This is a genomic window from Bacteroidota bacterium, assembly GCA_018692315.1.
Taxonomy (GTDB): Bacteria; Bacteroidota; Bacteroidia; order Bacteroidales; family JABHKC01; genus JABHKC01.
Genome location: JABHKC010000016.1, coordinates 1 through 24,221 on the forward strand (window position 1 = coordinate 1; position 24,221 = coordinate 24,221).

The following is a 24,221-nucleotide window of genomic DNA, read 5'->3' on the forward strand; positions in this document are numbered from 1 at the left end:
CGTGAATTTTATTGTTATCGACAATTATCAACAGTTGTTCTCACCAAAATAATTTTGATAAAAATTATAGGCGTTGGCCAGAAAAAATGGCGGGCGGGCGCTGGGATGTGGGTTGTAGCATCATTTTTTCTTGACTTTTTGTTACTTTTGTGTCAAGACAAAAGTAAATGATATGACAATAAACTGAACTTGATATTTCATAATTATAGGGTGAAAGTTAATTTCCAGCACCTCAAAAAAAAAGATTTAGCCTGAATTATGAGAGCAAATCTCCAAATTGTATAAATATTATTACTTTTGCTGATTATTAACTTAAAATTACTTATTATGAAAAAAATTATTCTTAGCCTTTCTTTTCTGACAATAGCACTTACAATCTTTTCTCAAAGCTTTGTCTTGACAGATACTTCAGGAAATAAAATTACAAATTCGAGTATTATTGTCCAAGACTCTGATGACAATAGTATTTTAGCTGTACATGTTCACGTAACCAATGTTACCGGTTCTGATGTTAGTATTAAAGTGAAAAAATATGCACTTGATGTGTTAGAAGGAAGTTCAGATATCTTTTGTTGGTTTGAATGTTACGGACCTATGGTTACAGATTCACCTGATCCAATACAAGCTGCACCTGGTGAAACTTTAACAGATTTTATCGGCGATTATTATTTTAATGACAATTTAGGAACAAGTAAAATAGGCTATACTTTTTACAATCAAGACGACGCAACTGATAGTGTCATGGTAATAGTTTATTACAAAGTTATGCCTACACCAATTTCTACAATCGCAATTGATCCGATAGATACATGTTTTCAGTTTCAGCAAAATCCTGATACTGTAAATTATGGTCGAATTACTCAAGCTATTCTTGTTGATGTTAACGAAGTTGAGATTACATGGGAATTATATTCTCCTCTTAGCACTTATCAGTTAACAAGAACTTATAATTATGTTGACACTGGAGCAGTTCTTGTTAGATTAACTTTAAATTGTAGTTCATCGAAGGGCGAAGTAATTTTAGGAGATGTCATAATGAGCGAATATGTTGATACATCGAGCATTAATATAAATGAAGCAGATATTTTTTCATACAAATGCAATGTTTTCCCAAATCCTGCCGAGGGAAATATTAACTTCGACTATCAATTAGAAAATAATTTGCAGCATTCCTTAATTATTTATAATACCTTAGGAAGCAGAATGAAGAAAATTGAATTGAACAAATTTGCAAATAATCTGAATTTGAATATTTCTGATTGGAAATCAGGAATGTATTTTTATTCAATATTCAAACAAGACGAATCGAAATTCAATGGCAGATTTATTGTAAAATAGAAGTCAAAAATACTTTTTAAAAAAGGGTGCATAGTCAAATGATTATGCACCTTTTTTTTATGAAAAAACTTTGATTTTAAAAAAAAAAATGAAATTTTTTTTATTTTTTTTTCTAACTAATATTCAAACAGTTAACAAGATTATTCAAAAAAAAGTGAAAAAAACACCAAAAAAGTATGTAAGATTTTTGGTGTATTTGTTATTACATAGTGAAAGGGTTCTTTTTTAACTTGTAAAACTTTTTGAAATGTCTATTAACAATATAAATTTTTTGGTCAATTACCGAAATGCAACTTCAGGCAAAACTGCATTAATGGATGCTGCAATAGCAAACAAAATTTCTATTGTACGAAATATTGTTTCTTTAGGAGCCGATTTGAATTTGCAATCTTCAAATGAAGGCAAAACTGCATTGATATATGCGGCACTTAACTCTAACTATAATATGATAAGATATTTGCTGCTTAAAGGAGCAGATGTTAATATTCAGGATAAGAAAGGAGAAACTGCCTTGTCTTATTCAATTCAACATTATTTCGCCGAAAACGATTCAGGAATGAATAATTCTAAAATATCGAAAACCAAAATGTTTGAAATTATAAAATTATTGATAAACAACAAAGCTGATTTAGGCTTAAAAAACAAAAGAAATCAGACTGTAGCCTCAATAGTACGATATTATAAAGACGAAAAATTCTATGAATTCTTAAAAAAATTCTATCAGAAAAATCAAGAAGACCTTACAGAAGCTATACATACAAATAACGAACATCTTGTAAACATAATTCTGCGCCATAAGCATAAAATCAATCAAATTAACCAATATGGAAATACGCCATTAATTGAAGCAGTTTTATCAAGGAATTTGAATATGATAAATCTTTTGATAGAAAAAGATTGCGAAATAAATATGCCCGATGAAAATGGTAACACTGCACTAATGTTTGCCGTAGAAATGGGTTTGTCAGATGCCATTTTAATTTTACTTAAAAACAAAGCAAACAGTTCTAAAATCAACAATGACAATAAATATGCTTTTCTTTTTGCAATCGAAAATCAAGATATTGAAACATTAAAACTACTTACATGCAAAAACAATTCTATTTGCAAATGCTATATCGACAAAAAAGCCTATACCTGTGCTCAAAAGACAAACAATAAAAAGCTAATAGCCCTAATGAATTTTGATAATGAAACCTATGCCACCAAAAATACTTATAGTAGAAGATAATATTGCAAATCAAATATTGATGATTGAGCATCTTAAATATTTTCAAGCAAAAGTAGAAATTGCTAACAATGGATTAGAAGCTTTAGAAATGGTAAAAAATCAATCATTTGATATTGTTCTAATGGATTTAAATATGCCTGTTTTGAGCGGGTTTGAAGCAACAAAGAAAATTAGAGAAATTTATTGCAAAGAATACCTTCCAATTATAGCCGTAACCGGAAATTCATCTAATAATGAAGAAAAAATATGTTTAGAAATAGGAATGAATGCATTTGTTAAGAAACCTTATAGTGCAAAAAAAATAGTTTGCGAAATTGAAAAATTACTTAATATATTTGTTTAGAACATACAAACATGAGCAGAGCAAAAGACATTGAAAAGTTCAAAAAAATTGTGAGTCGAATACAAAAAGGAGATGAAAATGCCCTTAATGGAATTTTTGAAGAATATAGAGATCCATTTGTTTATCAATTCTTGAAAATGTTTGGCGAAGACATAAATACAGCTACAAGTATTTATATAGATGCCTTATTAGCGTTTAAAAAAAATATCGCAGAAAATAAAACCCCAAATTTTACTGCCAAGTTTGAAACTTATCTTTTCAAAATAGGGAAAAATATTTATTTAAACAGTAAACGAGGAAAGAAAATTTCATTAATCGAATATTCAGATCGAATTGAAGAAGAAGTTCAGCAGACTATTTTCGAAGAAGAAGAAACCCAAAAGGTAATTATAACAACAGAAGAAATCATTAAACTTGAAAATGCAATAATCCTGAAACTTGATCAATTAAAATCGAAATGCCAGGAAATATTAAAACAAACCTATTATAATGGAATTAAAGCAGAAGAATTAGCAAATCTTATGGAATTGGAAAGCAAAAATGCCCTTTACACTCAAAGGTCAAGATGCTTGGACATTTTGAGAGAGTTAGTTTTCTCAGATTTGTCGGAATCAGAAATTAATAAACAAATTTTAGAAAAATGAGAATAGACTTATATAATAAAATTGATGACTATATATTAAATAGATTGTCAATTCAGGATCGCAATAAGTTTGAAAAAGCAGTATTAATAGATAATAGCTTAAGAAAGGAATTCAAATTTAGGTTAGCTCTTAAGAGAGTAATAGATACAAGAGAAGAAAATCGTCTTAGACAAAATCTAATGAAGCTAAACCAAATAATGAAGCCTTTCAACAAGTTTTCAATGAATGTCGCAAGGTATAGGAATTTTTTAATAATTACCTCTATTGCAGCATCATTTTCGCTTTTGATAATTGCATATTTTCAAATTCAATTAGCTAACAAAAACTATCAATATCTAAGTTCGTATTATTCGGCACCAAACAACTACTATTTTCCAACTCTTAGGTCTGCCAAAATAGAACAAAAACATTCTGAGACAGTTGATGGAATGTACGCCTATGAAACTCAAAAATATGACATAGCTCTTGAGAAGTTGCAATCGGCATTAGAAAAAGACGAAAACAACCAAAACCTGATGTTTTATTTAGGCTCAACACATTTAATGTTGAAAAATCTTCCGGAAGCTAAAGAATTGTTTCTGAAACTTAAAGATGCTGGAAATAAATTTTATGAAAAATATATAGATTGGTCTTTATGCCTAATATACCTTGAGATTGGAGAAACTGAAAATGCAAAAACAGTGCTTAAAAAAATTGTAGAATCCGATAATAATTTTAGCGAAAATGCTTTAAAATTACTTTCGCAGATTGAAGATACCACCGGCAACGATTAATTGTAGGTGTTTTTTTTCATAGTAACCGGGGGGTTTTTGGTAGATTCCCCCCCTTACTTTTCTCTTCGCACAATGTAAAAATACTGTAAGACAATGCAAATTCATATGAAAAGTAGAATTTCATAATTTGTAGATTTTCATGATTTTATGTTTAGTTTTCAAAGGGGGTATCAATTAGGATGCCTCCTTTTTACATAAGCTTTTCAAAATTGGCAAAAACAAATTCATATGAGTTTGACTTTACACAAAATTTGTTTTATTTTTGAAAAACGAAATAACTTTTGAAAAACGTCTTATTAGAAACTAAAAAATCGTTTATTAAACTAATATGTTATGAAAAACTATATAATACTTCTTTTAATAAATTTATCAATTCAAGGTTTTTCTCAAATTACTTCATACCATTGGCTAAGAACTTTGGGAGCTGATGGCAATGAATTAATTCTTCATTTATCTGAGAATAATTCTGGCTCATGTATTTTATCAATTTCAAGCCCAATGACTGCTTTAGGAGACACCTTGTTATTTGTTGACACTTCGCTAGTTGGTAGCAATAACTATTTATTAGAATTTGATAATTTTGGAAACATAATAAATTCAGTTGGTCATCCTAGTGGTGCATTAAATTATGCAACCTGTAGTGGATTTTGTTTTTATTCAAACTACATGTATTCAATATTTTCTAAGACAATATACAGTCCAATAACATATGGGAGTACAACTACAAATTTGATCACAAACTCTCCTGACATATACATTACAAAACAAGATACCCTTGGTAATCCAATTTCACTTTGCAATTTTGGCAACAGTGGTGATGACCATCCTTCAAAAATATCAATAGATAATAATGGGAACGTCATTGTTGCAGGCTACTACGACAGCCCAGCATTAACCTTCGCAGGCACCACTATTAGCAATTCGGGTAGCGAAGATGCATTTATAGCAAAATACGATTCACTTGGGAACGAGCTTTGGATAAAACGAATTTACTCATCAGACGATGATGAACCGGAAGCGCTTGCTGTGGATGAATTTGGGAATATTTATTATGCACAACGCACAAATTCAAGTTTGTTAAATGTTGATGGGAATTTATTATATGCGAATAATAGCAATGGGGTATCATTTCTAATAAAATTTGGTGCGAATGGTAACTTTGCTTGGAGTAAATTACTTCATTCAAATGCCAGCACAATATATGACCAAAACTTCATTTGTGATGTAAAGATTGATAATTCAAATAATGTTTTAGTTGCCGCATACTCAAGTGCTCTAACATCTTTATTTGATTCAGACACAATATGGGCATCTAATGTTTTTCCAACACAACCTAATTGCCATAATCCGTTGATTGCCAAATTGGATTCATCCGGTTCCATATTATGGAAAAAGTACGCTATTACTGAAACTGCAATAGGTGAATCTATAGAACCAATAATAACTTTTGATAAGGATAATAGTGTATATTTTGATTTTTACTTTGCAGATGATACTGTTTATTTTGATAATGATACAATAATATCACCTTCTCAACCAAATGATATGTTTACAATTCTAAGTAAATTTAATCCTTCCGGGGAAAAACTATGGCACAATATTTTTGAACAACACTTTGCATATCCTCGATTATTATATATTGATGATGCTTATGATATTTATATAAGCGGTGTTTTCAATACCATGCCTTCTATTCAATTTGACAGTCTTGTTTCACCAAGCTTTTATTTAAACAGCAATGATATTTATGTTTTAAAAGCAAGCCAATTCATTCCTGCTCCCGATACCACAAAACAATATATAAATCTGAATCAGGGTTGGTCAATCATTTCGAGCTATGTTGATATATATGTGGCAGATTGTGATTCAGTTTTTGAAGATGTGGCTCCAGATATGGTTCTTATGAAAAACGAAACCGGGCAAACTTTTTGGCCTATGTATAATGTAAACACTATTGGCGATTTGCAAATTGGTGAAGGTTATATTATAAAAATGTACAACTTTAATATCCTTGAAGTAAACGGCATAGCTGTTGTGCCCGAAACAACACCATTGAACTTACAGTCAGGCTGGAATATAATAGGCTACCTCCGCCAAAACCCCGGAGACATCGGCACTATGCTTGCCAACATTTCATCAAATGTATATGTTGTAAAAAATGGCAATGGCTTGGTTTATTGGCCCCTCTACGGAATAAACAACATAGGAAACATGAATCCCGGCGAAGGCTACCAAATAAAAATGACTGCTGCGGATACTTTGCTTTATCCGGCGAATTAGAATCTGGCATCAGTCTCTGTGGGTTTTGAAAACCCACCGTATCTTTTTACGCTATCAAAATATATTCTCTCCCTTTTTTCTTAGGCTATCAAATAAAAATGCTGGCTGCTGATATTTTGCTTTAACCAACTAATTAGAATCTATTCAAAACAAAACTTTCATCATTACTCAAATTTGTATATTTGCCTAATTTTAATCTAAAATATAAGTAATGAAAAAGTATTTGGTTTTTGTTTTGGTTGTTGCGATTTTTAGCAATTGCAGTACCGACAATAGTAATTTTGGAGTATCAGGAAATATTAAAAATGCCGGTGAGAATTGGATATTTCTGTATGATTATGAGGATAGCAGATATATGCGTAAGGCTTTAGATTCTGCAAAAATAGGTAGCGATGGAAATTTTACAGTAAAAGCTCGTTGCGAAAAAACTACTTTTTTCTCTCTGCAAAAAGACAAATCCGATTTTATTTTGCTTCTTATAAATCCTGATGAAGAAGTTAAAATAGATGCCGATTTTTCTAATCTAAATAAAACTTATTCTGTTTCAGGCTCTAAAGAATCAGAGGCTATTAAAGAAGTTGCCGATTCTTCATATTTTTATGACAATGAGATTCAAAAGCTAAACAAAATTTATCAGGATGCACTTGAGGACAAAACAATTGATATAGAGGCTTTAAGAACAAGCTTAGACCAACGATCTGGAATTATTTTGTCAAAGTTCAGAAACTATCTATTGAGCTTTATCAAAAAGAATGAAAGCTCTCTTGTCTCCTTAATGGCGCTGTTTCAAGGCATTGCAGGCAGACAAATTCTTACTGAAAAAAGCGATCTGGCACATTTCGAAAATGTCGAGAGAAATCTAACTAAGTTATATCCTGAATCAAAGCACTTATTGACTCTTAGAAGTTCAATTTCTCAGATGAAGCAAAAGTTTATTGCCGAAGAGCAGCAGAAGATACAAAAGGAACAGCCTCAGGCTTCTGTTGAAATAAATACCATAGCACCCGAAATTAATTTGCCAAGTCCGAATGGAGAAAATATTTCCTTACATTCACTTCGTGGAAAATATGTTTTATTAGATTTTTGGGCTTCATGGTGTGCTCCTTGCCGAAGAGAAAATCCGAATTTGGTAGCAAACTATAATAAATATAAAGACGAAGGTTTTGAGATATATCAAGTTTCCTTAGACAAAGCCGGCAAACGAAGCGATTGGATAAATGCAATTAGAGCTGACAAACTTGATTGGATTCACGTGAGCGATCTTAAATTTTGGCAATGTGTTCCTGCAAAACAATACGGAGTAAAAAGTATTCCATCGAGTTTTCTTATAGACAAAGACGGAAAAGTTATTGCAAAAAATCTGCGTGCTTCTGAACTTGGTAAAAAACTAAAACAGATTTTTAATAAATAGTTTTGCAAATTAGTCTTGATGTCAAAAATCTACAAATTCAAATACAAAAAGATGATAAAACTTTTAACAATAATAGGAGCAAGGCCACAAATAATTAAAGCTTCTGCTTTGAGCAGAAAAATTAAAAGCAATTTTTCAGATAAAATCGAAGAAATAATACTTCATACAGGACAACATTACGACAAAAATATGTCGTCGGTTTTTTTTGAGGAGCTCCAGATTCCTGAACCAAAGTATAATTTGAGTGTTGGTTCATCATCGCATGGCAAACAAACTGCCGAAATGATTAGTGGAATTGAGGAAATTATTTTTAATGAAAAACCCAATTTTATAATTCTATATGGCGATACAAATTCTACGCTCGCCGGCGGAATTGCAGGATCGAAACTTCATATTCCGATAGTTCATATCGAAGCTGGTTTGCGATCTTTCAACAAGTCTATGCCCGAAGAAATAAATAGAATTACTTGCGATCATTGCTCAACATTTCTTTTTTCTCCTACCAAAGCAGGATTAAAAAATTTGATTCGAGAGGGATTTAACGAAAACAACCCTCAACCATATTCAATCGACAATCCTGCAATTTTTCATTGTGGAGATATTATGTACGATAATAGCTTATTTTTCTCGGAAATTGCAAAAAAGAATTCAACAATACTAAAAGACAATCAGCTTGAACCGGGAAAATTTGCATTGATTACAATACATCGCGATAGTAATACAGACAAAAAAGTAAGGTTAGAAGCAATTTTTAAAGCTTTTATTTCAATTCTTACGAATGAAAATATCGATTTTGTTATCCCTTTGCATCCTCGCACACAAAAACTTTTAAAAAGCAATCTTAGCAACCAGACATATAACCAAGTGATTGAACATAAGAATATAAAATTAATTCCTCCAGTTTCATTTTTAGATATGATTGAACTTGAACGAAATTCAAAAATTGTAATTACAGATTCAGGAGGAGTTCAAAAAGAAGCATTTTTCTTTCAAAAACCTTGTGTTATTCTGCGTCCACAAACCGAATGGGTTGAGTTGGTGGAAAATGAAACAGCAATTATTGCCGATGCCGATATTAATAAAATTATTGAAAGTTATAATTTTCTAATTAATAAGAGCGATTTAAATTTTCCTCCAATTTTTGGTGATGGAAATGCTGCCGGTTTCATTTGCAAACAGTTGATAAAATAAAAAAATGATAGAAAAGTATTTTCAAGAAATTTCAAAAGTCCTAAATGTACATGAATCCTGCGTAAAGAACACTTATAATTTATTGAAAGATGGAGCAAGTGTTCCCTTCATTTCTCGATATAGAAAGGAAAAAACCGGTGGATTGGATGAAGTGCAGATTCTTGACATCAAAAATTTATTGGCAGATTTTGAGAAATTGATTGAGAGAAAAAAAAGCATTTTAAGTACAATTGAAAGTCAGGGAAAACTTACTGAAAAATTAAAAATTGAGATTGAACATTGTAAAAGTTTGAACGAACTTGAAGATATTTATTTGCCATTTAAACCTAAGCGGAAAACCCGTGCCACAGTGGCTAAAGAAAATGGACTCGAACCGCTTGCAAAAATAATTATTAGTCAAAATAAAAAGAGTTTAAGTTTTTCATTAGATAAATATAAAACCGAAAAATTTGGCACAAAAGAAAAAATTGTAGCAGGAGCCTGTGATATTATTGCCGAATGGATTAGTGAAAATCAACGAACAAGAAATATTGTAAGGAATCATTTTGCTCGGTCTGCTTCAATTTTTTCTAAAGTAAAAAAAGGAAAAGATGAGGAAGGAATAAAATATAAAGATTATTTCGATTTTGAGGAAAAGTTGGCAAACTGTCCATCTCACAGATTTCTTGCTATTTTTCGAGCTGAAAAAGAAGAAATCTTAAAAGTTGTAATCAAACCAAATGATCAAGAAATTATCGAACAACTTTCAAATTATTATGTAAATGATGACATATCAACAAATGAGTCTTCTAAGCAAGTTGCTATTGCTGTAAAAGATGCCTATAAACGCTTGATTTTTCCAACAATTGAAACTGAGTTTCGAAATCAATCGAAGAAAAATGCTGATGAACAAGCAATTTCCGTTTTCGCAACAAATTTGAAGCAATTACTTTTAAATTCTCCATTAGGGCAAAAAAGAATATTAGCAATAGATCCGGGATACAGAAGTGGTTGCAAAATTGTATGTCTCAATGAACAAGGAAATCTATTACATAACGAGACAATTTATCCTCACAATCCTCAAAATGATACAAAAAAATCTGCCAAAAAAATTGCTTCATTGGTGAATTCATGCAAAATAGATGCTATTGCAATAGGAAATGGAACCGCCAGTCGTGAAACCGAATTTTTCGTAAAAAAACTTCGATTAGATAGAGAAGTTCGGGTTTATGTTGTTAGCGAAGATGGTGCTTCGGTTTATTCTGCGTCAAAAATTGCCAGAGAGGAGTTTCCTCAGTTCGATGTAACTGTGCGTGGTGCAATTTCTATTGGACGAAGACTTATGGATCCTTTGGCAGAACTGGTAAAAATTGAACCCAAAGCCATCGGTATTGGTCAGTATCAGCACGATGTAGATCAAAAACAACTTCAGGAAAGCTTGCAACATGTAACTGAAAGTGTTGTAAATTCAGTAGGTGTAAATTTGAATACTGCGAGTAAGCATTTGTTAAAGTTTGTTTCTGGCTTGTCAGAGAATATTGCGGAAAACATTGTGTCTTACCGAAAAAAGTATGGAGAGTTTCATTCTCGTGAAGAGCTAATGAATATTCCACGATTTGGAACAAAAACTTTTGAGCAATGTGCTGGTTTTTTACGAATCCTAAATGCTGAAAATCAATTAGATAATAGTGCCGTTCATCCGGAAAGCTATCATATTGTTGAAAAAATGGCAAAGAATCTTAAATGTAATATTTCCGATTTAATTGAAAATGAAAAAATTAGAGCAAAAATTAAAGCCGAGAAATATGTTTCTGAGAAAGTTGGATTACCTACAATTTGCGATATTGTCGATGAACTTTCAAAACCCGGGAGAGATCCTCGTTCAATCATTAAAGTTTTCGAATTTGCAAAAGGAATTTATAATATTACAGACCTAAAAGTTGGCATGATAGTTCCGGGAATAATTAATAATATTACAAAATTTGGTGCATTTGTCGATATCGGAATCAAACAAAATGCTTTGATTCATGTGTCAAATCTTGCCGATAAATTTGTGAGCGATCCTGCCGAAATTGTCAGTATTCATCAACATATAAAAGCAAAAATTTTAGAAATTGACATTGAAAGAGAGAGAATTCAATTGTCCTTGAAAGAGCTTGATTTGGAATAGTTTTGGATACCTGATTTAAAGAGATAGTTTTGGAAATATGCAAATGTTTCACCAAGAATAATAGATTCCTTTTCATTTCATACATTGTTCTTAATCTACCACATTAAAATCTTGACGGATAGAAAAAATCTAAAAAAAACAAGTTCTTTTATTACATTCAATAGTTTTCTTTACATTTGTATTTTATTCAAAAAATAGGAGTTTATGGCAAGTACATCAGATTTTAAAAATGGTTTATGTATCGAATTTAATAAAAATCTTTATACAATTGTGCAGTTTCAGCACGTAAAACCTGGTAAAGGACCTGCATTTGTAAGAACTAAACTAAAAAGTTTGATTACAGGGAGAGTAATTGAAAACACATTTTCGGCAGGAGTGAAAATTAATGTTGCACGCATTGAAAGAAGAAAATATCAATTTCTCTATAAAGACGATATGGGTCTGAATTTAATGCACACAGAAACCTACGAACAGATTATAATACAAGAAACTATGATTGAAAAACCTGAACTTTTTAAGGAAGGAACAGAAGTTGAGGTTGTTTTTCATGCTGATACAGAAACTCCACTAACTTGCGAATTGCCTCCGTTTGTAATTATGGATGTAACATATACAGAGCCCGGAGTAAAAGGTGATACATCTTCATCAACTGCACTGAAACCGGCAACTCTTGATACAGGAGCAATTATCAATGTACCTTTGTTTGTGAACGAGGGCGATAAAATAAAAATTGATACAAGAACCGGACAGTATGTCGAGAGAGTAAAATAATTGATTAATTCCTGTGATTTTGGCTTACGTTGCAATTTATAATATTTCAGCAATTGTAGGATAGCCTGAATCTTTTGAAATATTTCATTATTTTAGGAATTAATTTAAAAAATTTGTAGCTATATTTTCTAAAACACTATGGCAAGGGGAAAAAGCAAAAGACTTGAATTTTCAAATTTTAAATTAAATTATCTATTAGATATTACTCGCGCCATTAATGAAAATTATACGGTAGATGAGCTTTTGGTAAGATTTGAAAAACTTTTAATAGAAGAATTGAACATCGGGAAAGTTTTGCTGTATAAAAAAACCAAAAAATGGGAGCAATTTATAGTTTCAGGTATCGACGAGACAAGTATTGAAAATATTGATGTAGAAAAAGATATATGCCGCTTTAAAAAAATGACAAGATGTAGTTTGTCAAGTGACAAAAAACTACGACAATTCGATTTGATTATTCCGGTGTCGCATAAAGAGCAGATTTTAGCCTATGTTTTGATTGGCGATAAAGAGCTGGAAGAGAAGGGAGTAAGTCCAACAATAAAGCATCAGAATTTTATTGATACTATTGCAAACATCATTATCGTTGCAATAGAAAACAAACGATTAGCCAAAGAAAATGTCGATCAGCTCAAAATTAGGCAAGAATTTCTGCTGGCATCGAAAATGCAATCAATGCTAATTCCTGATAGTAATTCCCTTCCAAAAAATGAAAAAATAAATACTGCATCCTTCTATTTGCCACATTTTGAGGTGGGCGGTGATTATTACGATTTCATAGAACTAAACCAAAATGAAATAGGTTTTTGCATTGCCGATGTTTCTGGGAAAGGTATTTCAGCAGCAATATTAATGTCTAATTTTCAGGCAACATTAAGAGCACTATTTACAGATGAAATAAAACTGCCAGATTTGATTGTCAAATTAAACAAAACAGTTCTCGATAATGCCAAGGGAGAAAAGTTTCTTACACTTTTTATTGCAAAATATAACTATCAAACAAGAGAACTTGAGTATATTAATGCAGCGCACAATCCCCCACTTCTCTACGAAGTGGCAAATAAAAAAATGAAATATCTCACCAAGGGCTCAGTTGGGATTGGAATGCTCGATGAAATTCCCAAAATCTCGGTAGGAAATGAAATAATTCAATCAGAAACAAAATTATTGTGTTTCACTGACGGATTGGTTGAAATGGAATATCATAATGATATTGAGTTTGAAGCAGATCAGCTTGAAGAATACTTTGAAAAAGACCTGAACATTAAAAAAACGATTGAAAATATCATAAAAAAGCTTAATATACGTCAAAGACAGGAAACAATTTTCGATGACATTTCAATTATCGGAGTTGAATTTTTTTAGTGCGAAGCTTGTCAAATTTCCTTTTCAAAGGATTCCTAAAACTTATACTATTAATATATTTGATATTCTTAATAATGATGTTTTATCTATTAGAATTTATTGAACCAAACAATTTTTAAAGGAGAATCTACAATAAAATTAATGTAATTTCATTTATTAAATAAATATTTTGCATGAAAAACATTAATACAAATATTTATTTTCTTCACTTATTATTGGTAATTGTTGTTTTTTTATTTTCAAATAATATATTTTCGCAATACACCAAAATCAGAGGGCATATAATCGATTCGAAAACAAAAGAACCAATTCCTTTTGTAAATATAACTTTTCAAAACACCAGAATCGGTACAATTTCAGATTTTGAAGGAAGCTTCTTTTTAGAAACTAAAACTCCCACAGATACAGTTGTTTTTTCATACATTGGATATATATCGCAAAAATATTTTGTTCAAAAATTTAAGCTTTCAACTATAGATATTGAGTTAGTTCCTGAGAATATACTGATAGATGAAATTGTTGTAATGTCCGGCGAAAATCCAGCATTTGCAATTCTTAATAAAATCTACGAAAACAATAAAAATAATAATTCAAACGATTATGATTTTTACAATTGCGAAATTTACAATAAAACTGAGCTCGATGTATATAATTACGACGAAGAATTAAAAAATAAAAAAGCATTCAAGCAATTTCAATTCATTTTCGATTATGTCGATACATCCGTAATCTCCGGGAAATCATATTTGCCAGTTTTGATTTCTGAAAGCATGTCGGATTTTTATTACAGAAAAAGCCCTAAAAAGGAATTAGAAATTGTAAAAGCAAGTAAGATTTCAGGAATTGAAAATCAGAGTTTATCTCAATTTACCGGTCAAATGTATCAGGATTTTAATTTTTATGAAAACCATATAACAATTTTTGACCAACCATTTGTAAGTCCTATAGCAAAATTTGGAAAACTTTATTATCGATATTATCTTATCGACAGTGCGTTTATTGATAGTTTTTGGTGCTATCAAATTTCATTTAAACCCAAACGAAAACAAGAATTTACTTTCACTGGCGATTTTTGGGTGAACGATACTACTTTTGCAATAAAAAAATACAAAATCAGAATTGCTCAGGATGTAAATATAAATTTCATGAACGATTTTGTCGATGAGTCTGAGTATAAAAAAGTTGGAGGAAAATGGTTTTTAGATAGAACAAAATTGTATATAGATTTTAACATTGCTGAACGGACTACAGGATTTCTCGGTAAAAAAACTACTTCATATAGAAATTATCAAATTGGAGAATTGAAAAATTCTGAGATATATTCCAACATGTCGGAGGTAGTAGTTGAAGACCAGGCATTCAAAAAGTCTAATGAATTTTGGGAAAATTCGAGGCACGAAAAGCTATCAATGAAAGAAAAAAAGGTATATCAGATGGTTGATTCTATAAAAAATGTTCCTCTATTTAATACCATAGTAGATTTTATAACAACTTTTGTAACAGGATATTACGTTAAGAATAATTTTGAATTTGGACCATATTATACATTTCTTAGTTTCAACGAAATTGAAGGTGTTAGGTTTAAACTTGGTGGTAGAACCAGCAATAAATTCAGTACAAAACTGATGTTAGATGGCCATATTGCTTATAGTACTGAAGATGAAATAAATATTGGAAAGTTGAAATATGGACTTGGAGCTCAATATATGTTTTCGAAAAATCCACGACAAACTCTTAGGATTCATTATCAGGACGATGTTGAACAACTTGGCAAAAGCCAAAATGCTTTTTTGGACGATAATATTTTGTCTTCAATTTTGCAACGAAATCCTAATTATAAACTTACAAATACTCAGACATTTACATCGTTTTACGAAAAAGAATGGTTTCAGGGATTTTCAAATACTTTAACTTTCACTTATAAGAAAATGTATCCGAGCGATAGCATTCCATTAGTTCAAAATTCGATAGAATACATAAGTTTAATTAGTTCTGAATTGAAGTTCAATACAAGATTTGCCTATAAAGAACGCTTCGTTTATGGAGAGTTTGAAAGGGTAAGTATGGGTTCACTCTATCCTGTCGTAAATTTGAACCTCTCATACGGAATTAACAATCTGTTTAAAAGCGATTTCGAGTATTTAAAAGTTGATTTAAACTATTATCATTGGTTCAATATCAGTACTTTTGGGTGGTTGAAATATACTGTAGATATGGGAAAAATATTTGGAACTTTACCCTATCCACTTTTGCGACTCCATGAAGGAAACGAAACTTATGCTTTAGACGAGTATGCTTTTAATATGATGAATTATTACGAGTTTGTATCAGACCAATATATAAGTTTTTTTGCCGAACATCATTTTATGGGATTGTTTCTGAATAAAATTCCATTATTTAGAAAGCTAAAACTTAGGGAAGTAATCCATGCAAAAGCTCTTGCCGGCAGTTTGAAATCTGAAAATGTTGATTATTTCGATTTCCCATATTCACTTTCCGGTTTAAATAATCCATATTTTGAAGCTGGAATAGGTGTCGAAAATATTATTAAATTTATTAGAGTCGATGCAGTATGGCGATTATCGCATCTCGACAAACCAAATGTTCAGACTTTTGGAATTCGGGCTAAACTTCAAATTTACTTTTAATAGTAGAATTTATGCAGGACTTTATTAAAAAACATTTTGGAAATGAATTTGTCAAAAATGTATTGACCCTATTTTCAGGTTCATTTCTTGCACAACTCATACCATTATTAATTCTCCCTGTTTTAACCAGACTATATTCTACTGAGGTTTTCGCAATTTTTTTTATTTATTCATCTATTGTAATGGTTTTATCCGTTTTGTCAACTTTGCAGATGGAGCTTGCAATAGTTTTACCTTCCAACAGAAAAGATGCAGTTAATGTTCTGATACTCAGTATAATTATTTCGATTGTGGTTTCTTTGGTTTTGTTAGTTATTATCATTTTCTTTTCAAAGGAAATTTCTATACTTATTGGTGAAAAGGGTATTGAAAATTGGTTGTTTTTTGTTCCAATAAGCATATTTTTTCTTGGAATTTTTCAATCGTTTAATTATTGGTGTAATAGAGTAAAAGATTATAAATCAATTTCATACACAAAAGTATGTAAATCGGTTTCTGCTGCAAGTTCCCAAGTTTCTGCCGGACTTATGCCAACAAACAATTTCGGAATGATTGGTGGAATGTTAATTGGACAATTTTTTTCGGCAAGTTTCATAACATTTCGAGTTTTGAAAAACGAAAGAAACTTGTTAGCAGATGTTAGTTTTAGTGATATGCTTAGCTTGGCAAAAAAGTATCGTGATATTCCAAAATTAAATACTTTAATCGGCTTGTTGAATAATTTGTCAAATCATCTTCCAATATTTTTATTGACAAAATTTTTCGGTAGCCATATCACTCCTCATTTTGGGATGGCTCAGAGAATTGTAGGTACTCCAATGGGAATGCTAAGTCAAAGTATTGGGCAGGTTTTTTATCAACAAGCATCAGATATTTACAATAGAGATGGAGATTTGTTCGCTTTTATTAAAAAAGCATACATTAATTTGCTAAAAATATCAATTGTTCCTTTTGGTATTGCTATGATATTTGCACCGATTCTTTTCAATTTATTCCTTGGAGAAGGATGGGAAATCTCAGGACAATTTGCACAAATTTTGGTTCCATGGCTCTTTGTTATGTTCCTGAATTCTCCAATAACATTTGTGATAACCATTTTGAATAAGCAAAAACAAATGTTGGTTTATGATATTTTTCTTATTATATTTAGATTTTTGGCTTTGTTTTGTGGATATTTTTATTTCGACAGTTTTTTTGTTTCCATAATTCTATTTTCGTTGGTAGGCTTGGGTTTTAATGTTTTTTTAATGTTTTATCTGTTTAAAATTTCAAAATCTGTCAATAATGATAGTTGAATAGAGATACCAGAAAATCAATTGTAAATTTTTACTGTCAGTTAATAAATTGTTAAACATTATTATATCTGTATTTTTGCAAATACTTTCGCAAAATGAAAAAGCTCACAATAAAAATAATTATTTTTCTTACAGCCATGGCCCTGACAGGCTTGATTTTTATTCAACTGTTTTGGATAAAAAATGCAGTATCAATTGCCGAACAACAATACGATCATCGGGTAGCTCTGGCACTTCAAAAAGTTGTTGACGATTTGGTAGAACTAAACAACGAAAAATTTAAAGTTGAGCTTGAAGATCATAGCTTGGAATGTACATACTTTAATGCAAAAATTGGAGATGTTATAGATACGGTGGTTGTAGATTCCTTGCTGAATAAGTATTTTGAGATATTTTGTGTTGATACCATCTATGAATATGTAATTGTAAAATGCGATGAGAGTAAAACTCTTTTTGGCGACGATAATATAATTTCAAAAAATATTTCTTTTAGTGCTCACAAAACTTGCTTGTCTTGCATTTGGAAAAAGGAATGCTATAATCTAATAACATTTTTTCCTGAAAAACGCAATTTTATATTATCTGAGCTCTTGATTTGGCTGTTCTTCTCTGGTTTCTTCTTGTTAATAGTCGTTGCCAGTTTCATATTTATAGTTTCAACAATATTTCGACAAAAGAAATTGTCTGAAATAAAAAACGATTTTATAAATAATATGACACATGAGTTCAAAACTCCAATTTCTACAATATCTATGGCAAGCGAGGTTTTATTAAAATCGGATAAACTCTCATCATTCGAAAGAATAAAAAAATATTCTCAAATAATTTTTGATGAAAATTCTCGACTCAGAAAACAGGTTGAAAGAGTTTTGCAAATGGCAATTCTTGATAAAGGAAAATATAATCTCGAAATTGAAACAATTGATATTCATGAACTTATTCAGGAAACTGTAAACAGTTTATGCCTCGATCATTGCGAACTTCCAGTCGAATTAGTTTATAAACTAAAAGCAAAACAAACTGAGGTTGATATAGATGTTTTGCATATTAGCAATGTGATTAACAATTTGGTTGACAATGCAAATAAGTATTCGAAAGAGGAAAAAACTATTAGTATTACAACTAATAACAATAGCAGAGGTATTTTTATCAGTGTTGCAGATAATGGAATTGGAATGACAAAAGATACCTTAAAATATATCTTCGATAAATTTTATAGAGTCCCTACTGGAAATATTCATAATACTAAAGGTTTTGGGCTTGGTTTACACTATGTTAAAAGTATTATTGAAGCACATGGCGGAAAAATACGTGCTCATAGTGAGTTTAATAAAGGTAGCAGGTTTACTGTATTTTTGCCTTTTAGTTGAAATTGATTGTAGGTTAAAAAATCATTTTTAATTTATGATTATCTTTATAGTTTATATTATATTTCAATTAATAGATATAAACATAGGATTAATGAACAGGATTATACTAATAGGAAATGGATTTGATTTTGCACATGGAATGCTAACAATTGACTGAAAAAACTAAATCTGAAACAATGCAATGTCTGTTAAGTATTTGCAATGATTAGAAATATATATTTTTGAAACGTTCATTTTATAAATAAACTGTAAACAGTATTAATTTAAATATTTTGTCATGATTACATCACAAAAATTGCATCCTCAATATCTTAAAAATGCCGAAGGTTTGCATGCGTTCGTAGTTTTGCCCTCTAAAGAATACGAAGAATTACTTGAAGATTACAATGATTTGCTTGTTATTGCAGAAAGACGAGATGAAAAAAAAATATCCCTAACAGAACTAAGAAATGAATTAAAGAGCAATGAGTAGATATAGAATAGAAATTACTCATTCTGTTGAAAAGGATTTTAGGAAAATTGCTAAACATAATATTGATGATATAATCAGCGCTATATAATCTTTGGCAAACGACCCATTTCCAGTAAATAAATGCAAAAAACTAAAAGGAACTGAAAAGAGTTATAGATTAAGAGTTGGAAACTATAGAGTTATATACGAAGTTGAGAATTTAATAAAAGTAGTAACAGTATATCATGTAAGACATAGAAAGGACGTTTATAAAAAATAAACCAATCGAATCTATTATCAGAATATTTATTTATAGATGAACTAAAGCTATTTTTTATCTTTGCCAAAAATTATACGTAGATGAATTTTGTTGAAGAATTAAAATGGCGAGGCATGATACACGATATTATGCCAGGAACAGAAGAGCAGTTCCAAAAAGAAATGTCAAGTGCTTACGTTGGTATTGACCCAACAGCTGATTCCTTGCATATTGGGCATTTGGTTTCGATTATGATGTTGAAGCATATGCAATTGGCTGGACACAAGCCTATTGCACTGATTGGTGGAGCAACAGGAATGATTGGCGATCCATCAGGAAAATCGGTAGAAAGAAACCTCTTAGATGAAAAAACAATTCGTCATAATCAGAGCTGCTTAAAAAAGCAATTGATGAAATTTCTTGATTTCGATTCTGATAATCTGCCAAACTATGCAGAAATTGTGAACAATTATGATTGGATGAAAGAGTTTAGTTTTCTCGATTATGTTCGCGATATTGGAAAACATCTTACAATAAACTATATGCTTGCTAAAGATTCAGTAAAAAAGCGACTTGAAACCGGGCTTTCTTTTACAGAATTTTCATATCAATTAGTGCAAGCATACGATTTTCTTTACCTATATGAAAATAAAAACTGCAAACTTCAAATGGGAGGTTCCGATCAGTGGGGAAATATTACAGCAGGAACTGAACTTATCAGACGAAAAATTCAAGGTGAAGCCTTTGCTTTGACGTGCCCACTAATTACCAAATCGGACGGATCGAAGTTTGGAAAAACTGAGGATGGAAACATTTGGCTTGACCCAAAACTTACATCTCCATATAAATTCTATCAGTTTTGGTTGAATATTTCTGATATTGATGCAGAAAAATATATTAAAATTTTCACCTTACTCACTGAAAATGAAATTGAAGATTTAAAGAAACAACATAGCGAAGCGCCGCATTTACGGCAACTTCAAAAAACTTTAGCTAAGAAAATTACATGTATGGTTCATTGCGAAACCGATTATGATATTGCCATTGATGCTTCACAAATTCTGTTTGGAAAAGGAACTTTCGATACTCTTAAAAAAATTGACGAAAAAACTTTATTAGCAGTTTTTGAAGGAGTTCCAAAATTTAATATTAGTAGAAATCTAATTGAGAATAATGTTAATATTTTGGATTTATTATCGTTTGATACTCAGGTTTTTAAATCGAAAGGAGAAGCAAGAAGAATGATCAAGGGTGGAGGAGTTAGTATCAATAAAATCAAAATTAACGATGCAGAATTATCAATGAATAGCAATTATTTGATTGGCGATAAATATATAGTAGTTCAAAAAGGAAAGAAAAATTACTATCTAATAATATTGGAATAAAATATTTGGTTTTTTTATGAATTTAAAATAATTCTATTTTCATAGAAACAAATTTGAAACGATGAGAGATTTCTTTGTTTCAATCAACAGAAAAAGTATAAAAAATGGATAACACATCGAAAGTAACTTATGATTTTAATTCCTCGGATTTAATAAGTTTTATAATAAAATATATTAAACCCTTATTGATAATTACAATTTCGGGAGCCATAGCTTCTATTATTGTGGCATTGACAATAACTCCTCGATATAAATCGACAGTTGTAATGTTTCCGGCATCTTCTTCCTCAATTTCAAATGATTTATTATCTATGAATAATAATCGGAAAAACATTTTGAAATTTGGAGAAGAAGAGGAAGTTGAACAGATGCTACAGGTGCTGCATTCCGATGGTATTCGAGACAAAATAATTAAGAAATTTGGATTGCTGCAACATTACGAAATTGATTCAACTGCGCAGTTTAAATTGACAAAACTGCACAAAAAGTTTAGCGACAATGTTACTTTCAAAAGAACAGAATTTATGTCGATCGAGATTGAAGTTTTAGATACAGATCCAATAACTGCTGCCAATATTGCTAATACAATTGCATCGCTGGTTGATACAGCTATGAGTAAAATGCAAAAAGATAGGGCAAAAATGGTTCTCAATATTGTAGAGAGACAGTATTTCGATTTGATTGATCAAATAAAAATTCTTGAAGATTCAATAAACATAATTAGGACCAAAGGAATTAATAATTACGAATCACAATCGGAAGTATTTAACGATGCTCTTGCTACAGCAATAATTCAAGGGAAAACTGAAAATATAAAAAAATTGGAAGAAAAAATTGACATCCTATCGAAATATGGTGGGCAGTATGTTGCAATTCGTGATCGCTTAATATATGAAATTGAACGACTTAGTAATTTGAAGCAGAAATATATAGAAGCAAAAATTGATGCAGAACATGAATTGCCCTACAAATATATTGTGGATAGAGCTGTTGCAGCCGAAAAAAAATCGAAACCAATAAGATGGTTGATTGTTAGTTTGTCAACTTTCTCAACTTTTATATTTGCTTTAATATTATTAATTTTAATTGACACCTTGAGAAGTCATCCAATGATTAATAAGAATATTAAATAATTTGCGATACCAAAACTGTCTTTCGTAAACAAATGACAAACCTTATTAGTTTTAAAAATTTTTATAAGTTCTCAATAATTTTCATAATTCTGAATGCAATATTCATGTATAATGAAATTTATTTTTTTGCTTTGATACCATTTTTATTATTAATAGTCATGCTAACTTTTTTTTCTATTGAAAAAGTTGTTCTTTTAATAGTATTTTTCGTTCCACTTTCGGTTCCTCTGTCCGAATTTGTTGGAGATATTGGTATCGACATTTATATGCCAACAGAACCGATCCTATTTGGCATAATGATTTTGTTTATTATCAAAATCCTTTTTGAACAAAAATTTGATAAGAAAATCTTAGTTCATCCAATTTCGATTGCGATATATTTCAATCTGTTTTGGATTTTGTTTACTAGTATTAGTAGCACAATTCCTATGGTTTCATTCAAATTTCTTTTGTCGCGATTATGGTTTGTTGTTGTATTCTATTTCCTTGCAACACAGGTTTTTACTAAAATAAATAATATTAATTATTTCATTTGGTTGTACATTATTCCATTTATTATAGTTATTGCATATTCATTATTTCGCCACAGCACATTTGGTTTGTTCAATCAGGAAGCTTCAAATTGGGTAGTTCGGCCATTCTATAACGACCATACATCATATGGTGCATTGATAGTTATGTTTATTCCTTTATTATTTGGGTTTGTATTTAATAAGATTTATTCTTCACGTACAAAATTTCTAATTTGGGTAGTTATTGTAATATTCTTTACTGCTTTGGTTTTTTCATATACACGTGCTGCGTGGTTGAGTTTAGTAGGGGCAATAGGTGTTTTGACATTGGTAATCTTTAAAATTAAATTTAAATATATTTTGATAGTTGCCGGGATTTTAATTGTTTTTTTAATATCCTTTAGCACTGAAATTTTTGTTGAACTGGAACAAAATAAACAAGATTCATCGGAAGACATTGAAGAGCATATTAAATCTATGTCTAATATTGCTACCGATGCTTCAAATCTTGAACGGATAAATCGCTGGAAATGTGCACTTCGAATGTTTGCTGAAAAACCAATATTGGGGTGGGGACCCGGAACATATATGTTCAATTATGCTCCCTTTCAGTTTTCCTACGAAAAAACTTTTATTAGTACTAATGCTGGTGATATGGGAAATGCTCATAGCGAATATATTGGACCTCTTGCAGAATCCGGAATTTTTGGTTCGTTAAGTTTTCTGATAATTATTTTTGCAACTATTTATACTGCAATAAAAACTTATAAAAAGCTAGAAAACAGTGGAAATAAGATTCTATTATTAACCACTTTATTGGGACTTATTACTTACTATCTTCATGGATTTTTAAATAATTTTCTTGATACCGATAAGGCTTCTGCACCATTTTGGGGATTTACCGCAATTATTGTAGCATTTGATGTTTATCACAATAAGAATAAGGAATCATCGAATATTGAAAAATGATATTTATAAGTTTGATCTACTTAATTTTCAATTTCTATTTGTTGTTTTTTTGAAAAAAATGACAGTATTCAGTTAATCCACATTCTTTGCATTTTGGTTTTCGGGCTACACAAGTGTATCTTCCGTGCAAAATTAACCAATGATGTGCAATTGGAATTTTATCTTTTTCAATAAATTCTACAAGTTGCTTTTCAGTTTCGTAAGGATTTTTGGCATTTTCTGTTAAGCCAATTCTTGCTGATACACGAAAAATATGAGTATCTACAGCCATTTCTGGTTGATTAAAAACTACTGAAAGAATTACATTTGCAGATTTTCTCCCTATCCCAGGCAATTGTTGCAACTTCTCTCTGGTTGAAGGAACTTCTTCATCGAATTTTTCAACTAAAGTGCGAGCCATTCCAATTAGATAATTCGTTTTAGAATTTGGATAAGAGCAGCTTCTAATTAGTGCAAATACCTCATCAAATTCTGCCAAAGCCAAGTTTGAGCATTTTGGAAATTTTGTGAAAAATGCAGGTGTAATAATATTTACTCTTTTATCTGTGCATTGTGCCGAAAGGATTACTGCAACAATTAGTTCATAGGCTGTTTTGTAATGAAGTTCGGTTTCTGCAACAGGTTTATGTATTTCAAAGTAGTTAATAACATTTTTAAATCTATCCGCTTTTTTCATAATACAAAAAAATACCCCCACGAATTT

General features: G+C 30.6%; 20 protein-coding genes. 19 read left to right on the forward strand and 1 reads right to left on the reverse strand.

Features of this window, described 5'->3' with window-relative positions; genetic code table 11:
* Window positions 1-327 precede the first annotated feature (327 nt).
* The 19 genes from HN894_00880 (at window position 328) to HN894_00970 (ending at window position 23,518) form a co-directional block, all read left to right on the forward strand.
* Window positions 328-1,338, forward strand: coding sequence for a T9SS type A sorting domain-containing protein (locus HN894_00880; GenBank protein MBT7141860.1), 1,011 nt, complete (start codon window positions 328-330; stop codon window positions 1,336-1,338).
* A 247-nt stretch (window positions 1,339-1,585) separates the two neighbouring features.
* Entirely contained in the window at window positions 1,586-2,569 is a 984-nt protein-coding gene (locus HN894_00885) for an ankyrin repeat domain-containing protein (GenBank protein ID MBT7141861.1), read from the forward strand.
* On the forward strand, window positions 2,538-2,912 hold the full coding sequence (locus HN894_00890) for a response regulator (protein MBT7141862.1): 375 nt from the start codon (window positions 2,538-2,540) through the stop codon (window positions 2,910-2,912). Before HN894_00885 ends, HN894_00890 begins: the two co-directional genes overlap by 32 nt.
* Window positions 2,913-2,923: 11 nt before the next feature.
* Entirely contained in the window at window positions 2,924-3,556 is a 633-nt protein-coding gene (locus HN894_00895; GenBank protein ID MBT7141863.1) for a sigma-70 family RNA polymerase sigma factor, read from the forward strand.
* A complete protein-coding gene (locus HN894_00900) occupies window positions 3,553-4,329 on the forward strand; it encodes a hypothetical protein (GenBank protein ID MBT7141864.1) in 777 nt (258 codons plus the stop codon). Before HN894_00895 ends, HN894_00900 begins: the two co-directional genes overlap by 4 nt.
* A gap of 333 nt (window positions 4,330-4,662) precedes the next feature.
* The gene (locus tag HN894_00905) at window positions 4,663-6,609 is read left to right on the forward strand and encodes a hypothetical protein (protein MBT7141865.1); all 1,947 of its coding nucleotides are present in this window, start codon (window positions 4,663-4,665) and stop codon (window positions 6,607-6,609) included.
* Window positions 6,610-6,820: 211 nt separating this feature from the next.
* Window positions 6,821-8,020, forward strand: coding sequence for an AhpC/TSA family protein (locus HN894_00910; protein MBT7141866.1), 1,200 nt, complete (start codon window positions 6,821-6,823; stop codon window positions 8,018-8,020).
* 51 nt (window positions 8,021-8,071) lie between these two features.
* Entirely contained in the window at window positions 8,072-9,211 is a 1,140-nt protein-coding gene (wecB, locus tag HN894_00915) for a UDP-N-acetylglucosamine 2-epimerase (non-hydrolyzing) (GenBank protein ID MBT7141867.1), read from the forward strand.
* 4 nt (window positions 9,212-9,215) lie between these two features.
* The gene (locus HN894_00920) at window positions 9,216-11,360 is read left to right on the forward strand and encodes an RNA-binding transcriptional accessory protein (GenBank protein ID MBT7141868.1); all 2,145 of its coding nucleotides are present in this window, start codon (window positions 9,216-9,218) and stop codon (window positions 11,358-11,360) included.
* A gap of 204 nt (window positions 11,361-11,564) precedes the next feature.
* Entirely contained in the window at window positions 11,565-12,131 is a 567-nt protein-coding gene (gene efp / locus HN894_00925) for an elongation factor P (protein MBT7141869.1), read from the forward strand.
* A 138-nt stretch (window positions 12,132-12,269) separates the two neighbouring features.
* Window positions 12,270-13,496, forward strand: a complete 1,227-nt coding sequence (locus tag HN894_00930; GenBank protein ID MBT7141870.1) for a SpoIIE family protein phosphatase — start codon at window positions 12,270-12,272, stop codon at window positions 13,494-13,496.
* A 173-nt stretch (window positions 13,497-13,669) separates the two neighbouring features.
* Window positions 13,670-16,144 (forward strand): carboxypeptidase-like regulatory domain-containing protein, encoded by a 2,475-nt coding sequence (locus tag HN894_00935; protein ID MBT7141871.1) that lies wholly within the window; start codon window positions 13,670-13,672, stop codon window positions 16,142-16,144.
* Window positions 16,145-16,155: 11 nt separating this feature from the next.
* Window positions 16,156-17,439 (forward strand): lipopolysaccharide biosynthesis protein, encoded by a 1,284-nt coding sequence (locus HN894_00940; protein MBT7141872.1) that lies wholly within the window; start codon window positions 16,156-16,158, stop codon window positions 17,437-17,439.
* Between the two features lie 95 nt (window positions 17,440-17,534).
* The gene (locus HN894_00945; protein MBT7141873.1) at window positions 17,535-18,809 is read left to right on the forward strand and encodes a HAMP domain-containing histidine kinase; all 1,275 of its coding nucleotides are present in this window, start codon (window positions 17,535-17,537) and stop codon (window positions 18,807-18,809) included.
* A 280-nt stretch (window positions 18,810-19,089) separates the two neighbouring features.
* Window positions 19,090-19,281, forward strand: coding sequence for a hypothetical protein (locus HN894_00950; protein MBT7141874.1), 192 nt, complete (start codon window positions 19,090-19,092; stop codon window positions 19,279-19,281).
* Between the two features lie 91 nt (window positions 19,282-19,372).
* Window positions 19,373-19,540 carry a type II toxin-antitoxin system RelE/ParE family toxin gene (locus HN894_00955; GenBank protein ID MBT7141875.1) on the forward strand — a complete coding sequence of 56 codons (168 nt, stop codon included), beginning with the start codon at window positions 19,373-19,375 and terminating at the stop codon, window positions 19,538-19,540.
* Window positions 19,541-19,620: 80 nt separating this feature from the next.
* Window positions 19,621-20,904 carry a tyrosine--tRNA ligase gene (locus HN894_00960; protein ID MBT7141876.1) on the forward strand — a complete coding sequence of 428 codons (1,284 nt, stop codon included), beginning with the start codon at window positions 19,621-19,623 and terminating at the stop codon, window positions 20,902-20,904.
* A gap of 104 nt (window positions 20,905-21,008) precedes the next feature.
* Window positions 21,009-22,037 (forward strand): hypothetical protein, encoded by a 1,029-nt coding sequence (locus tag HN894_00965; protein ID MBT7141877.1) that lies wholly within the window; start codon window positions 21,009-21,011, stop codon window positions 22,035-22,037.
* A 158-nt stretch (window positions 22,038-22,195) separates the two neighbouring features.
* A complete protein-coding gene (locus tag HN894_00970; GenBank protein MBT7141878.1) occupies window positions 22,196-23,518 on the forward strand; it encodes an O-antigen ligase family protein in 1,323 nt (440 codons plus the stop codon).
* 34 nt (window positions 23,519-23,552) lie between these two features.
* Here HN894_00970 and nth read toward each other — a convergent pair whose 3' ends face one another.
* Window positions 23,553-24,194 (reverse strand): endonuclease III, encoded by a 642-nt coding sequence (gene nth / locus HN894_00975; GenBank protein ID MBT7141879.1) that lies wholly within the window; start codon window positions 24,192-24,194, stop codon window positions 23,553-23,555.
* Between the last annotated feature and the right edge of the window lie 27 nt (window positions 24,195-24,221).

Coding starts and splice junctions, on each gene's coding strand:
- HN894_00880 (MBT7141860.1), top strand. CDS start 328: ATGAAAAAAATTATTCTTAGCCTTTCTTTTCTGACAATAGCACTTACA.
- HN894_00885 (MBT7141861.1), top strand. CDS start 1,586: ATGTCTATTAACAATATAAATTTTTTGGTCAATTACCGAAATGCAACT.
- HN894_00890 (MBT7141862.1), top strand. CDS start 2,538: ATGCCACCAAAAATACTTATAGTAGAAGATAATATTGCAAATCAAATA.
- HN894_00895 (MBT7141863.1), top strand. CDS start 2,924: ATGAGCAGAGCAAAAGACATTGAAAAGTTCAAAAAAATTGTGAGTCGA.
- HN894_00900 (MBT7141864.1), top strand. CDS start 3,553: ATGAGAATAGACTTATATAATAAAATTGATGACTATATATTAAATAGA.
- HN894_00905 (MBT7141865.1), top strand. CDS start 4,663: ATGAAAAACTATATAATACTTCTTTTAATAAATTTATCAATTCAAGGT.
- HN894_00910 (MBT7141866.1), top strand. CDS start 6,821: ATGAAAAAGTATTTGGTTTTTGTTTTGGTTGTTGCGATTTTTAGCAAT.
- wecB (MBT7141867.1), top strand. CDS start 8,072: ATGATAAAACTTTTAACAATAATAGGAGCAAGGCCACAAATAATTAAA.
- HN894_00920 (MBT7141868.1), top strand. CDS start 9,216: ATGATAGAAAAGTATTTTCAAGAAATTTCAAAAGTCCTAAATGTACAT.
- efp (MBT7141869.1), top strand. CDS start 11,565: ATGGCAAGTACATCAGATTTTAAAAATGGTTTATGTATCGAATTTAAT.
- HN894_00930 (MBT7141870.1), top strand. CDS start 12,270: ATGGCAAGGGGAAAAAGCAAAAGACTTGAATTTTCAAATTTTAAATTA.
- HN894_00935 (MBT7141871.1), top strand. CDS start 13,670: ATGAAAAACATTAATACAAATATTTATTTTCTTCACTTATTATTGGTA.
- HN894_00940 (MBT7141872.1), top strand. CDS start 16,156: ATGCAGGACTTTATTAAAAAACATTTTGGAAATGAATTTGTCAAAAAT.
- HN894_00945 (MBT7141873.1), top strand. CDS start 17,535: ATGAAAAAGCTCACAATAAAAATAATTATTTTTCTTACAGCCATGGCC.
- HN894_00960 (MBT7141876.1), top strand. CDS start 19,621: ATGAATTTTGTTGAAGAATTAAAATGGCGAGGCATGATACACGATATT.
- HN894_00965 (MBT7141877.1), top strand. CDS start 21,009: ATGGATAACACATCGAAAGTAACTTATGATTTTAATTCCTCGGATTTA.
- HN894_00970 (MBT7141878.1), top strand. CDS start 22,196: ATGCTAACTTTTTTTTCTATTGAAAAAGTTGTTCTTTTAATAGTATTT.
- nth (MBT7141879.1), bottom strand. CDS start 24,194: ATGAAAAAAGCGGATAGATTTAAAAATGTTATTAACTACTTTGAAATA.